The organism is Streptomyces californicus, from assembly GCF_000717645.1.
Taxonomy (GTDB): Bacteria; Actinomycetota; Actinomycetes; order Streptomycetales; family Streptomycetaceae; genus Streptomyces; species Streptomyces californicus.
This window is the reverse complement of the sequence record NZ_JNZZ01000025.1, coordinates 1-15,214: the sequence shown is the minus strand read 5'-3', so window position 1 is coordinate 15,214 and position 15,214 is coordinate 1. Positions and strand designations below refer to the sequence as shown.

Sequence of the window (15,214 nt, the reverse complement as noted above, 5' to 3'; positions counted from 1 at the left end):
GTCCCTGACGCACCTGCCGCGAGACGAGGAAGACCATGACCCCCCCGCTTGACTTCACCGACGGCCAGATCTACGTCGACTACTCCCACATGGAGAACGCCGCCGACGACATGGTCCAGCAGACCAAGGCGATCGACAGCATCCTCACCAACCTGGAAGCCGAGCTCCAGGAACTCCAGCGCAGCTGGGAGGGTGAGGACAAGGCCGTGTACGCCCAGAAGCAGGCCTCCTGGAACAACGCGGTCGAGGAGATGAAGCGCATCCTCGCCGAGCACTCGGCGCTGCTGAACGATGTCTCGGGCAGCTACCAGTACAGCGAGAACTCCCTGAAGTCGCTCTGGGAGAGCGTGCGCATCGGCAGCTGACCCGGGGCGGCGGCGCGCGCCCTCGGTGCGGTACCGGGTGGCCGTGCGCGTGCGTCCATCACGCGCACGGCCACCCGCCCCGTGAGCCCCTGGACATCCCGGAAGACTGGAGAAGTGCGACATGGCGGAAGCACCCGCGCTCAATCTCAACAAGGCGTGGCTACAGAAGTTCCTGGACGACGACCTGACCCCGTTCCTCGCCGCGATCAAGAAGATGCGGGAGGACGGCCTCGACGGGACCACGCCCATACCCGGGATTCCCTCGTTGCAGGCCGGCGACGAGGGTTCCAAGACCGCGGCCGGGTTCTACGACGGCCAGGCGAAGCCGCTCGCCATCGGGACGATGGCGGGCGACACGGCCGGCCGCACCAACGGCGGCTACCTGGTGAAGTGCCTGAACGGGCTGGTCGACCAGATCGACGAGATCCTCAAACTCCAGGTCGATCTGTTCGAGCAGATCGAGGAGGACCTCGAGGAGACCATCGAGAAGCTCTTCAAGACCCAGGACGGCAACCTGGAGAAGATCGACGGCAAGGACCTGGTCGACTTCTTCGAGGGTGTGGACGAGGTGCTGGAGGAATCCGGCAGCGGTGGCGGTTCCAACGACGACGACGATGACGACGACTGACCTTCGTCGCTGAGGGCCGCTCCCGGCCGGCCCCCGCGCCCCTGCGGCGGCGGACGCCCTCCGGTCGGCGGACCTCACCCGCGTCCGGCCGCCCGTCCCTCCCGTATCCCCCTCTCTCCCGACGAAAAGGCTCCCTGTCATGGCGCTCGATTCCAGCAAGGTCGAAGAAGACCTCGGCGGTTCCAACGACCAGTGGGCCGAGGCGGTCGGCTTCTTCACCGGTTTCGTGGCGCCGAAGCGGGACGACCTCTTCGACACGCTTGTCGGCAACGAGGGCATCCCGCTGATGAAGGTGGAGATCTCCGACGTCGGCTACGTCGACTACGTCGACCCCAATGACTTCAACTGGCGCTACGAGAACGCCGGTTCGGACATCAGCAACACCGACTTCGTCATCCCCTTCTACCACGCGAAGGGCGGCGCCGGCTCCGACGTGTCGATGTACAAGGCGCGTATCACCCTGCTCGGCAGCAAGGGGGACGGCCGGGTGCCGAGCCAGGGCACGCACGAGGGTGGCAAGTTCTCCAGCTCCATCAACAACCACCTGGGCATGGACGGCAAGCCGACCTGGGACTCGGCCGCCACCACGCGCTACTCCTACGGCACCGGGCTCGCCCTGGCGGAGCTGCTCAACAGCGCCGACGGCACCTACGGGTTCAGCTGGAACTCGCTGCCGGTGGACAACGAGGCGTCCGTGACCCTCGCGAACTTTGAGACGGTGGCGAGCGCGTTCGACCGGGTGGCCCAGTTCTTCTCGGACCAGCAGAAGATCGTGGAGGAGTGGCAGAGCCGCCTCGGCACGGAGAAGGACAAGGCGTGGCGGGGCAAGGCCGCCGGTGTGTTCTGGGACCTCATCAACAAGATCAACAAGCAGTACTCGGACTACGCCGACGACATGAAGGCGACCGGCGACAGCAAGTCCAAGCAGGGCGCCGAGCTCCGGCAGGCGAAGCGGGACTTCAAGGAAGCGGTGGAGGACCTCCACGAGGTCTGGAACACGTGGCAGTGGCGGTACGGCAATCCGCTCGCGGTGCTGCACACCCTGCTGTCGGCCATCGTGGAGTACGTATGGAAGAACAACATCACGAAGATCACGTACGAGGTCGAGACCTACGGGACGTACGGCGGCGGCTACGGCACGTACACGAACTACATCGCTGAGGACGAGTTCAGCAACGAGGCGGCCATCGACGCCATCGAGGGCGAGGGCAAGATGCCGCTGAGCGTCGAGGCGCAGACGTTCGGCGAGCTCAAGGAACTCGACACCTGGGTGAAGATCGGCAACAAGGCCCTCCTCATGTGGCGGCAGACCGTCGAGGACAACCTCGACAAGGCGGCGGTCAGCGCCATGACGAAGGTCCGCGACAGCTGGAGCAACAGCGAGCTGGACTTCGGGTCGGTCAAGTCGCGGGGGACCAGCAGCACGCTGGAGTCCGACTACAAGGAGGAGAAGGCCGAACTCGCCGAGGAGAAGGCGGAGGCCGACGCCGCCGCGGCCAAGGCCGCCGCCGAGGAAGCCGCCCGGAAGCAGGAAGCGTTCATCCAGTGGCAGAAGGACCAGGCCGCCAAGGCCGAGGCGGAACGGAAGAAGGAGAAGGAGGAGGCCGAGCGCAAGGAGCGTGAGGCCAAGGCGGAGGCCGAGCGCAAGGAGAAGGAAGCCAAGGCGGAGGCCGAGCGCAAGGAGAAGGAGGCCGAGGCCAAGGCGGAGGCCAAGGAGAAGGAGGCCGAGGCCAAGGCGGCCGCCAAGGAGGCTGAGGCCAAGGCGGAGCAGGAGGCCAAGGAGAAGGAGGCCGAGGCCAAGGCGGCGGCGCAGGAGGCCAAGGCGGAGGCCAAGGAAGCGGAGGCCAAGGCCGAGCAGGAGGCCAAGGAGAAGGAAGCCGAGCAGAAGCAGGCCGAACAGGAGGCCAAGCAGGAGAAGCTGCGGGCCGAGCAGGAGGCCAAGCAGGAGCAGGTCCGCAAGGAGCAGGAGGCCAAGCAGGCCGAGGCCCAGTCCCGTGCGGAGAACATGCAGATGATGCAGATGAACCAGGCCAAGACCCAGCAGGAGGAGGCGAAGAAGGAGCAGGCGGCCAAGGAGGCTCAGGCCAGGGCCGAGCAGGAGGCCAAGGAGGCCGAGGCCAAGGCCGAGCAGGAGGCGAAGGAGAAGGAGGCCGAGCAGAAGCAGGCCGAGCAGGAGGCCAAGCAGGAGGCCAAGGAGAGGGAGGCCAAGGCCGAGCAGGAGGCCAAGGAGAAGGAGGCGGAGCAGAAGCAGGCCGAGGCCGAGCAGAAGCAGGACCGCATCCGCACCGAGCAGGAAGACCGCCAGGAGCAGCAGCAGGCCGAGCAGGAGAAGAAGCAGGCCGAGGCCGAGGCGAAGGCGGAGCAGAAGCAGGCGGAGCAGGAGGCCAAGCAGGAGGCCAAGGAGGCGGAGGCCAAGGCCGAGCAGGAGGCCCGGCAGAAGGAGGCCGAGCAGAAGCAGGCCGAGGCCGAGGCGAAGCAGGACCGCATCCGCGAGGAGCAGGAGGCCAAGCAGGACCGCCTCCGCGAGGAGCAGGAAGCCAAGCAGGACCAGGTCCGCTCCGAACAGGAGTCGCGGCAGAAGGAGGCGGAGGCCCGGCAGGAGGAGGTCCGCAAGGAGCAGGAGGCCCGGCAGAAGGAGGCCGAGGCCAAGTACGACAGCTCCCGGCGGGACCTCTTCGGCAACGGCGACGGGCCCGACCTGTCCTCCCCCCGCATCAGCGGACCCGTCAACGACGGCCCCCTCGAACTCCCCGGCGGCGGCGAGTCGCGGATCGACCAGGACGGCCGGGTCGTCACCGACTACCCCGACGGCTCCAAGGTCACGATCGACCCGGACACCCACTCCTCGACCATCACCCGGCCCGACGGCTCCGTCATCTCCGGCCCGCTCAACACCGGCGACCTGCTGTCCAACCCCGGCGGCAGCGTCACGCACCTGGACGCCGGCGGCAACGTGGTCACCGAGTTCCCGGACGGCTCCACCCAGACGATCAACCCGGACACCGGCACCACCACGGTCACCCGCCCCGACGGCTCCACCGTCTCCGGCTACCTGGACGAGTCCGGCCCGGTCAGTTTCGACTCCGGCCAGCTCAACAACGGGTCGCTCGGACCCGGTTCGTTCGGCGACGGGCCCTCCGGCCACACGCCCCCCTCGTACGACCCCGCCTCCTACGAGGAGGAGCTGTTCGACGACCAGCCCTACGAATCGCCCCTGGCGGGCAACGGGGCGTCCGGCGGGTCGAACGCCCCGAGCCACAACCGCCCGTTCCTCAACAGCGGGCCGCTCCCCGGTCCCGGCGGCTACGGCGAGGGCGGAAGCGGCGCGCCGATGGGCGGCTCCCCGATGGGCGGCGGTATGGGCGGAGGCATGGGCGGCGGTATGGGTGGTGGCATGGGCGGCGGTATGGGCGGTGCCGGAGGCCAGTCCGACTCCGGTGAGCGCGTCCGCAACGTCATCGACGGATCGGTCTCCCGCAACCGTCGCGCGCGACCCGGCGCCGCCGCTCCCGGCTCCGGTGGGCGCTACGCCGACGACGAGGTGCGGGTGGCCACCGGCGGCCCGACCGCAGGCAGTTCGCCCTTCCTCCCGCCGATGGCCGGCGGGGCCCCGGGCGCGGGCGGCGGGGCCGGTCAGCCCTCGACCCAGAGCGGCGAACGCACCCGCGACTCCTGGGTGCCGGAGGACGAGGACGTCTGGGGCACCGACGAAGGCGGCGCACCGGCGGTGATCGGACGCTAGGGCGCGTCCGGGAGTGCTTCCCGCCGGTCATGGCCGGACTCCGCGCGGGGCGGTGGGAGCGTCCCGCCGGTCACGGCCGGACTCCGCGCGGGGCGGTGGGAGCATCCCGCCGGTCACGGCCGGACTCCGCGCGGGGCGGTGGGAGACGGCTTCGGCTGCCCCGGCGCGTGAATGTTCGTAACACGCACACGCGTACGACAGAATGGTGTACGCGCAGGTGGAAGGGCGACTGTTGAGCGAATCGATGGAGAAGAAGCTGGCCGCGGCCATGGCTGAACTCACAGCTGTGCAGGACGCGGTGGCGCGCGCCGAGGGCGAACTCGGCCAGTCCTCGGCGACGGCCAGATCGCGGGACCGCGCGGTCGAGGTGACGGTGGGCCCGCAGGGCGAGCTGACGGGGCTGAAGTTCCCGGACAACCGCCACCAGTCCATGACGGGACCTCAACTCGCCGCCTCGATCCTGGAGGCGGTCCAGGAGGGGCGCTCGGAGATGGCCCGCAAGGTGATGGACGTCTTCGAGCCGCTGACCCGTACCGCGGGCCAGGGCACGGGCATCAGGGGCATCGACATCGACTGGAACCGGGCGTTCGGCTCGGCCCTGGAGGACTCGTACGGCGCAGGGCGGCGTTCGTCGGCCCGGCTGCACGACGAGATCCACGAAGACTGACGTGATCCGCAGGACGAGAGGGAGGTAACCGTGGCACCAGGAAAGTTCATCGCCAACCCCGGCCGTATGCGCCAGGGCGGGGAGATGATGGAGGAGCTGCCCGCCCGGGTGAAGAGGATCTCCGAGAACTTCATCTCCGACATGCAGAGTTACTACCCGTGGCCGGGCATCGACGACGACTTCGCCCTGGAGACGCGGCCCAAGTACGACGCGAACAACCAGGCGTGCCTGGACCTGCTCACGGCGATCGGCGGCGCGTTCACCGGGCTGCGGCATGCCGTGCTGTCCAACAGCCGTCACATCGAGGGCGTCTCGTCCGACGCGCGCGACGAGATCGACCGCCAGATGTCGAGCCTCGACACGCCGGACGACTCCTCCCAGGGCGGTCGGCACTAACCGTGGAGGAGATCGACTTTCCGCCGGACGTCCGGACGATGCTCTGGATCCTGCTGGGCGAAATGCCCCTGCAGGCCAGGGAGAATCTGGCGTGGGAAAGTCGCAACCTCTACCTGGCCCTGCAGAGGGGGCTGATCGACCTGCGCGCGGCCGCGCGCGAGACGATCCAGATCGTGGAGCAGGCGATGCCGCCGGAGGTGGCGCGTCCGTACATCGAGAGCGTACGGATGCTCACCGACGAGCCCAACGGCACGGACCCCGTCCAGGCGTTGCTGAACCAGCTCGACGAGATGGCCAACGGCCAGGTGGACTACTCCCAGAAGATCCAGGCGTCCAAGTGGGAGATCATCGCCGAGATCATCATGCTGATCGCCGAACTGGCGATCCTGGCGGCGCTGATCGCGTTCACCGGCGGCGCCTCGGTCACGCAGATGTTCATCGCGCGGGCCCGCAAGAAACTCGCGATCCTCATGATCGTCGACCGCCTGCTGCGGATGACCCACATCGCGCCGACCCTGGGCGAAGCCATCCAGGAGGCCATCCAGACGCTGGCGGTTCGGCTGGCGCAGATCGCGCTGAACCCGGGGGGCCGCAAGCCCGGGGGAGTGGACTGGAAGGACGTCGGCGTCGCTGCCGCCTTCGGCGCGCTCACCGCCGGCTTCATGGAGATCTTCGAGAAGTTCCTCAAGCCCATCAAGAACTACTTCAAGGACCTCCTCGGGGACATCTTCAGCAAGTTCAAGATCGACCCGAACAGCAACCTGTTCAAGGGGCTGGTGAACGGCCCTCCCACCGTCGTCACCGTCTTCGTCGTCGGGGGCGCCGCCGAGAGCACCGCCGAAGTCATCATCAACGGGGCCTTCTACGACAAGTGGGAGTTCAAGTGGGAGACGTTCGTCGGCTCCGGCACCAGCACCGTGTTCGACCTGGGCGCTGGGCTGGCCGTCGGCGCGGGCGCCTTCTCGATCTACAACAACTACTTCAACAACAACCGGTTCACCGAGATCAACGACATGCCGGGCCCGAACAGCATCCTGGGCGGCGGTGACGGCGGACCGTCCGGGTCGGAGAAGCCCGGCGGCCCGGCGAGCGGCACGGACGTCAAGGGCCCCCCGCCGGTGAAGGCCAATCCGTTCACCCCCGGCCCCGCGACCCCCTACCCCAACACGGTCTCGGCCGACCTGCCGAACGGACCGGGCAGCGGGATCGGCACCCTGCCGCCGCCCACGTTCACGCCCCCGCCGGCCGTGTCGCCGCCGGCCGGCGTGAACACCCTGCCGAAGTCGGGGTCCGACGCGCTGACCCGCCCCACCGACTTCACGCCCCGCGACGTCAGCGGCCCCGGCACCGGCCCGAACAGCCTCCTCAACCCCGGCAACGTCGTCGGGCCCAACGGTGTGGTCGGATCGAACGGTGTCATCGGGTCCGACGGCGTCACCGGATCGAACGGCATCCCCGGTACGAACGGCGTCCCCGGTACGAGCGGGTCGCCTCTGCCCCAACTGCCGCCGCCCACCTCATCGTTGCCCTCGTCCACGCCCTCCACGCTGCCGTCCTCGTCCCTGCCCGACAGCACGCCGATGACGCCCCCGCCGACGTCGGGACGCACGTCCGGGCCGGGGACGAACACCGACCTCACCTCGTACGATCTGACTCCGGAGACCACACCGGACCTGACGCCCGAGCTCACTCCCGATCTGACGCCCGAGCTCACTCCCGACCTGACGCCGGACCTGGCGCCCGACCTCCTGCCGGGCACGTCTCCGGACACCTCGGGCGCGACGGACGACCTGCCCGGCAACCTGGGCGGGCCCAAGGGCTCGTCCTCCGCACCGGACCCGAGCGCCATCGGCGGCTCCGACGGCACTGACCGGGCCGGCCTTCCGGACGAGGCCCGGGAGGGAACGGGTACGGACGCGGACGCCGACGCCGTGGCACCCCCCGCCCCCGTCGCCACCTCGACGGGGCCGAACGCCCCGGCGCCCGCAGCCGGGAACCAGGGCACACCGCAGGGCTCGCAGCAGGGCAACTCCGGTACGGGGAACCCCGCGCAGCAGCCCTCCCAGCAGCCTTCGCAGAACGGCCCGGCCGAGCCCGGCGACGCCGACCACCTGCCGGGTGAGCAGGAGACGGACCAGGACGCGGACGGCCGGCAGGACACGGCCGACGGCGCGGAGAGCCCGGCCCCCCAGCCCCGGGGCACCGGCGCCGACGACACCGCTCGCGCGCCCGGCGCCGGGCGCACGACCGGGCCCGAGGACGCCCCGGCCGCGCCGGAGGCCGTACGCACCGCGTCGGACCTCCCGGCCGACGGCGTCACCGGCGACACCACCGGCGACCTCGGGGCCGGGACGGACCTCGCCGCCGGCCCGGCGCCCGAGCCCGCCGTGCCGGTGGCCGATCCCGTACGGCCCGAGCAGTGGCGGCCGGGGCGGGCCGACGCGCCCGCCACCGCCGTACGGATCGACCCGTCGTCCGACCCCGGCCGCGCCCCGGCCGACCCGGCGCCGCTCGACGGCCCGGAGACCCCCGTACGGGCCTGGGTCCAGCGCGTCCAGGCCGACGACGGCCGCTGGCTGAGCAACGTCTCGCTCCACCTGCCGGTCCGCACCGGGGAAGGGTTCTCCCCGGCCGAACTGGACGCCCTCCAGGAGCGGATGCGCACCCTCCTCGACACCCACCTGAACCACGGCCTCCAGCTCCCGGGCTCGGGCGACCAGCTCCACATCGACGTCACCCTCACGGCCGCGCCCGACCACGCCGAGGCCGTCGAGCTGAGCCGGACCGCGCGGCCGGAGGGCTCCGACCACCTCAACTGGCGTCTCCACAGCACCGATCCGGCCGCCACCCCGGAGGAAGCGGCGGAGCGGCGGATCCGCGACGACGCCGCGGTGCTCCAGCACCTGCTGGGCTACGCGGGCGTACCGGGCCGGGGGCCGGCGGCCGAGGCGCTGCTGCGCGAACTGGTGCGGCAGAGCGCCACGGGAACCCCCGGCCCCGCCGTCCCGCAGCACTTCCTCCGGGCGGTCGAGTCCGTCGTCACCAGCGCCGCCGTGGTCGACCACCCGCTCACCGCCCGGGGCACCCGGCCCCCGAGCGGCATCGACGACCCGTCGCAGGCCCTGCGGACGCCGGCCCCCCGCAGCGCGGACCCCGGGACTCCGGTCCCGGCGGCCGTCCCCTTCCGCACCACGTCCTCCGCGCCCACGGAGACCGGAGCGGCGACCCGGGCCCCCGGGGCCGCCACGGACGCCGACGCGGACACGGAGGTTCAGCCGGTCACCGGGCAGGAGTCCGTCGCGCGGAACGCCGAGCAGCCCCCGCCCGCCGCCGTCCCCCTCGCCACCGAGGGCCGGAGCGACGGCCCGGGTCCCACCCCGGGAGCGGGCGGCAAGGGCAAGGGCCGGAGCACCGACCGGGAGACGACGCCGGCCGACGAGCCGGTCCTGCTGGACTTCCCCGGCACGGCGGCGGTCGACGACGCCGTGGACGCGGCCCGCCGGGCGTACGAGGACGCCGCAGCCGCCTTCGACCGGGCCGCCCGCGCCGTCCGGGCGCTCGACGCGCGCGTGAGCGACGGCCGGGGCGGTGCGGACGACACCGCGCGGCTGTACGACGCCTGGCAGGAGCTGGGCCGGGCGCAGCGGCGGCTCGACGCGGCTCTGGACCGGCTGCGCGACCTCGGAGCGGACGCCGCCCACGACGCCGCCGTGGCGTCGATCGTGCCGCGCGTGTCCCGCACGGACGCCGAACGGCGGCTCACGTCCGCCCTGGTCACCGCCGACGACCTGCCCGCCGACCCGCCGCGCCCGGCGCCCGGCGACCTCATCACCGCAGAGGAGCTGGCCGCCGCCGGGGTCACGCCGGACCAGGCGCCCGCGCTGGAAGCCGCCCTCAACGGCTCCGTGCGCTTCGAGGACAGCGGGATCACCGACCCGGTCCAGCGGGTGCGCCTGCTGATGAACCGCCCCGGCCCCTGGTCCGAGGCGCTCGACGGCATCGCCGCCCGCGCCTCCCGCCGCACCTGGAACGCCGCCTACGAGAGCTTCGCGCTCGACACCTTCCGGGCCGCCGGCGTGCCGGTCTCCACCGACCCGGCCGAGGCGTGGCGGCGGGCGACGTCGCTGGTGCTGCCCCTGGAACTGCACCCCGTGCTCGCCGACTCCCGCCACGCGCGCGCCGACCACCTCGACGCCGTACGACAGGTGGCCGAGCACCTGGCCGTGCACGGCACGGAAGCGGTGTCGGGTACGGAACTGGCCGCCCTCGTACGGCGTGAACTCGGCCTGCCCCCACGGCTGCCGGGCGGTGCCCCCGGGCCTTCGCCGTCGTACGCCGCCGCCGAACTGGAGCGGCTGGCACGGCGGGAGGATCCCGGCACCACACCGGACATCGACGGCCTGACCCGGCGCGTGCTGCATCTGCCCGCGGGCTCCGAGGTCACGGCCGAGCAGCGGGCCCAGCTCCTCGCCACGATGGAGAACGCGATGGCCGCCGGGTGGTCGTCGAGCGTCGACGCGCTCGGCGCCTACCACCTGGCGAGCGGCGGCGCGCTGGACCACGGACGCCACATCATGGCGGCGAACGGCGCCTACCAGGGGCTGAATCTCACCGCGCGGCCCGTCGGGCCGGTGGACACCACCCAGGTGTGGCAGCGCCGCAACGGCCAGTTCCAGGGGCCGCTGGACCCGCTGTGGGACGCCGGCGCCGGTGCGTACGTGGTGGTGGCCGACGGCGGACACGATCACGTCACGCTGCCCTGGGGCGGGGGGCAACTCCAGGTGCCCTGGCGGGAGTTCGTGGAGCTGGTGGCCCACGACCCGGGCATCGCCGGGCTCCCGGCGGGCACGCCCGTCGTCCTCGTGCTCGCCCACGGCGGCGACCAGGGCCTCGCCCTGCCCCGCACCCTGGCGTTCCGGACGGGCCGCGACGGCGTCTGGGCGCACAGCGGCCAGGTCGGCCTGGTCAGCGACCCCGCGACCGGCGTCGAGCGGATCGTCGTGGAGAACCGGCGGTCCGAAGGCCGTCCGCTCGGCGGATGGTTCGGCAGCGACGCCGACGACCTGGGCCCCGACGGGACGGCCGAGGAAGGCTTCGTGACCGCGCTGGACGGCACGATCCTCCCCGACCCCGCCCTGAAGACGCGGACCATCGGCGACGACGGCCGCTCCATCGGCCGGGTCACCATGTCCGACCCGGACCTCGTCACGAACGAGCCGATGCTCGAATCGATGGCGGAGATCACCGAGTTCGTCCAGTTCGACCCGGTGTCGGAGGGGGCGATCGGCGAACCGGCCGCGCTGCTGGAGAACGGGCGGCCGGTCTACCACTTCGCGCAGCACGGCCAGCCGCTGCGCGGCGTGATGGAGGTGGCCGACGGCAGTCCGCCCGTCCAGGTGGGCGGGGAGGAGACCGGCCGGTACATCCGCCGCCGCCCGAGCATGCGCAAGCTCGGCCCGAACGCCGTCATCGACCTCGGCTCCTGCTGGGCCGACGCGATGGCGGAGGACCTGCCCTATCTGTCGGACGCGGGGGAGCCCCCGTACGTGTTCGACGTCCTCGGCGCCACCTCGTACGCGCAGGGCGTGGCCAACGGCAGCCGCGCCGGCGTCATGGCGGTGGACCGCGTCCACGTGCTGATGCGCGGCGCGACCCCGAAGGCGGGCGCGCTGGCGAGCCCCTCGGGATCGCAGGGCGAGCGCGGCCTGCTGCTCCCCGAACCCGAGCCGGCCGAACTGGCCGCCCTCGCGCGTACGGCGGGACTGCACACCGAGGACGGGCCGGTCCCCGCCGACGTCCTCGCCACCACCCTGCGCCTCGTCAAGGCGCTGCGGCGGTCGTTCGGCGCCGACGTGGCCTCCGACGCGCGGTTCGAGGCGCTGCTCCAGGGCATCGGGGCGCTGGAGAACATGCGCCGCGCCGATCCGCACCTGCGCGTCCTCGGCCCGTTCACCCTCCACCACCTGCACCTGGTCACGCACGCCCGCCACCAGCGCACCAGCAACGACCCGCCGTCCCGCGACGACGTCCGGCGGGTCCTGCTCGACGCCGCCGGGAGGAAGGACGAGGCCGCCGCCGGGCGGCTGACGCTGCACCAGTACACGCCCATGCCGTCCCTGGACTGGGCGCTCAGGCGCCTGGCCGGGCAGGACCTGGCCGCGCTCGCCGCCGACGTGCTGCGGCTGCCGGACGCGTCGGCGGTCTCCCGCGCGGACGTGAGCCGGCTGGTATGGGGCGCGGTCAAGGGCGCCGAGGCCCTGCGATCGGTCACCGACCCCGTCGCCCTGGCGAAGAAGGCCCTCCACCTGCCCGCCTCCGCCGCCCCGACGCCGGACGAGGCGGGCGACCGGCTGCTGTGGCTGATGGCCGGCGCCGCGGTCACCGGATTCGACCCCGCCGACCCGACGGAGCTCGCCGCCTGGGACCTCGTACGGCACGGCGCCCTCGACGACGGCAACCGGCTCATGGCCGGCGGCGTGCCGACCGGCCGCAACTGGACCCGCAGGCCGGTCGCCGGGGACATCACGACCGAGGGGTACCTCGTCTCGCCCGACGGCGGCCTGGACGGTGCCACCCCGCACCCGGCGCCGTGGCCCGACGCCCCCCGGGGACCGGCCGCCCCGGCGTACGTCCTCAACGCCGACAGCACGAACGGCCACGTCTCCATGCCCTGGACCGACGGCTCCAGCCGCTGGGTGCCGGGCAGCGAGATCGCCGCCCTGCTCCGCCACGACCGGGTCCACCAGCAGATCGCCCTGCGCGCCCCGCTCCTGGTGATCGGCTCCCACACCGACCCCGGCGGCCTCGCCCAGCACCTCGCCGGCCGTGCCGGGACCGCCCGCACGACCCTGCTGTCCGAACTGCCCAGCACCCCCGTCCCGCATCCGGTCACCGGCCGGAACGCGATCGTCCTGACGCAGGGGACGGACACGCGGCCCGACCACTGGCAGACCCGGCGGCCCGCCGCCCTGCCCGGCGTCTCCGGCCGGCAGGGGCCCCTCCACACCTTCACCGGACGGGCCCCCGGCGCCGAGCCGTCCACGGCGGTGGCGGCCGCCTCCACCGCCGTCGCGCCCGCCCCGCTCTCGCAGTACATCCGCGACCACGGCCGCCGCCACGACGGGCACGTCGGCCTCGTCCTCCACGAGCCGACCCCCGAGACCGTCCTGGACGGACTGCACCGGAGCATCGTCGAGGCCCTCGGCGCCGACCCGGAGACCGCCGAGGGGCAGCGGCTGCTGACCCAGCTCCAGGACGTGCTGAGCGCCGAGGAGATCGAGCTGAACCGTCCGTACCTGCGCAGCCGCCAGGGACACCGGATCACGCTCCGGCACGGCCGCCGCGTCCGGACGGTCGACGTACGCCTCTCCTACGCCGACCCCGTACGGTCCACGAAGTACGGCGGCTCCACCGACCAGCGCCCGCCGACCCTGCCGGACATGGGGGTCGAGGCCAGGGCCGGCGGCGGGCAGTCCACCTCGCACGTCGAGGGCTCGGGCAACATCCGCACCGGCTCGGTGCCGTGGAGCGGGATCTTCCCGGACGACAGCGCCGGGGCGCTGCGCTGGTGGGACAGCACCGTCAACGTCTCCGCGACGCACAACCAGCTCACCCAGTCCGTCACCGTCGGCGAGACCTTCCTGGTCACGAGCAAGCAGCAGGCCGAGGAGCCCGCGCACCCGATGGACGTGGACGGGCGGTGGCAGATCCAGGTCGACACCCCCCGCGAGGGAGACACCGACAACTGGCAGGCCGAGCAGTCGCACGGCGCCCTCACGATCTGGTTCCACGAGCACCTGGCCTTCGACGGCGACGACACCGCCGCGCTGCCGGAGCCCGGCGACATCGACGACCTGCCGCTGTGGGGCGGCGACAGCGTCGCCGAACCGCGCCGCCTGCTGACCGAACTGCTCCAGGACGACACCTTCGCGGCGCTGCGGGACCTCGACGAGGACTCGGAACGGGCGCTGGAGAACTTCCTCTCGCAGCGGATGCTCCAGGGCACCCCGCACCTCCAGCGGGACGGCGGGGTGTTCTCGCCGACCCTCCTGGACGACGACGGCAACGCGGTCGGCGTCCTGGAACTGACCGCCGTCATCGAACCGGGCCCGCCGATGCGCAAGAGCGCCGACGGCAAGTCCACCCTGGAGACCTGGTTCTCGCACGCGTCCAGCGTGGACAAGTCGGCGAAGCTGACCAGCGGCATCGGCGTCGAGGGGTCGGGCGGACCGGCGTTCACCACCGACCACACCCCCGGCCACCCGGCCGCCGGCTCGTCCTTCGGCGGCAACCTCATGGGCAAGGCCGCCGTCAACTGGCAGCTGACCGACCAGCTCAGCAACGTCAGCAGCGCCACCCTCATGCACGGGCTCCGCAGCAAGAGCAGCCACCTGCTGACCAGCGGCCGGGTCACCTACACCGCGACCCTCCACCGGGCCGGCGGCGGCCGGGTCAGCTCCACCTTCGGGCCGTGGGCGGACGGCCTGCGGCTGCGGATCGCCCAGCGCACCACGACGGCCGGCCACCGCCCGACCCCGGCGGAACGGCGCGAACTCCCCGAGCACCTGGAGAACCTGGAGAGCATCGGGTACACCGAGACGCCGCTGAAGGTGGACGGGGCCGACCCGCTGTTCACCGCCGCCGAGGCGTGGCTGCGCAAGGAAGGATTCCTGCCGCCCGCCCGGGCCCGTAACCGGCGCGCGGCCTTCCGGCTGGACGAGCCGCTCGTGGTGGCCCAGTTGGAGAACCTGCGGCGGCTGCGGCAGATGCGCTCGACCTACGGCCTCGCCTCGTCGGCGCCGGACGCCGTGGACGGCGGGGAGTCCGTCTGGTTCGAGCGGCCGAACGCGGTCTCGGGCACCCGCCGCGTACACCTGGTCTTCACCGCCGCCCGGGACACCGCCCGGCCCGCCGTCCACAGCCGCCGGCTGCCCGACGTGCTGCACGTCGGCTCCAGCTCGTACGAGTCCGGCGGCGGCCGCCAGCGCGGCACCGCGCTGAGCGGCGCGCTCGGCGGCGGCGGTGGCGTCAACGCCCCCATCGCGCGCGGCTCCTGGGGCCTCAACACGGCCCCGGACTACCTCGGCACCCGGCAGCTCACCGACGCCTCCTCCAGCGCCGGCCAGGTCGGCTACGACCAGTTCACGATGACCACCCGCAACGGCAGCGAACTCTTCGACGTGCCCGCCCGGCTCGGCCTCGACCTGTACGAGGGCACCGCCGAGGACCCGCTCGTCCGGTTCGCCGAGACGGACGCCGAGGGGAACCCGGTACGGCCCGAGGCGGAGCCGGAGGACGGGGACGACCTGGAGATGCAGCTCCGGGCCGCCGCCGCGCGCACCGTGCCGGGGAGCGTCCGGCTGCTGGTGCCGCACTACCGCACCCGCGTCCCCGCCCCCGTCCCGGCCCCCCTGCCC

6 protein-coding genes are annotated in these 15,214 nt (G+C 72.6%); all 6 read left to right on the top strand.

The window, feature by feature from the left end:
• The first annotated feature begins 35 nt into the window (after window positions 1-35).
• A complete protein-coding gene (locus tag IF19_RS0128085) occupies window positions 36-365 on the top strand; it encodes a WXG100 family type VII secretion target (RefSeq protein ID WP_030118324.1) in 330 nt (109 codons plus the stop codon).
• 121 nt (window positions 366-486) lie between these two features.
• Entirely contained in the window at window positions 487-993 is a 507-nt protein-coding gene (locus tag IF19_RS0128080) for a type VII secretion system-associated protein (RefSeq protein WP_030118325.1), read from the top strand.
• Between the two features lie 139 nt (window positions 994-1,132).
• A complete protein-coding gene (locus IF19_RS1000000138730) occupies window positions 1,133-4,735 on the top strand; it encodes an AAWKG family protein (protein ID WP_030118326.1) in 3,603 nt (1,200 codons plus the stop codon).
• A 232-nt stretch (window positions 4,736-4,967) separates the two neighbouring features.
• The gene (locus IF19_RS0128070) at window positions 4,968-5,402 is read left to right on the top strand and encodes a YbaB/EbfC family nucleoid-associated protein (protein WP_223857896.1); all 435 of its coding nucleotides are present in this window, start codon (window positions 4,968-4,970) and stop codon (window positions 5,400-5,402) included.
• Between the two features lie 30 nt (window positions 5,403-5,432).
• Window positions 5,433-5,798 carry a hypothetical protein gene (locus tag IF19_RS0128065; protein WP_030118328.1) on the top strand — a complete coding sequence of 122 codons (366 nt, stop codon included), beginning with the start codon at window positions 5,433-5,435 and terminating at the stop codon, window positions 5,796-5,798.
• Between the two features lie 2 nt (window positions 5,799-5,800).
• Window positions 5,801-15,214 (top strand): lonely Cys domain-containing protein (locus IF19_RS01000000135050; RefSeq protein WP_032788636.1); only part of this gene is annotated, 9,414 nt, incomplete at its 3' end.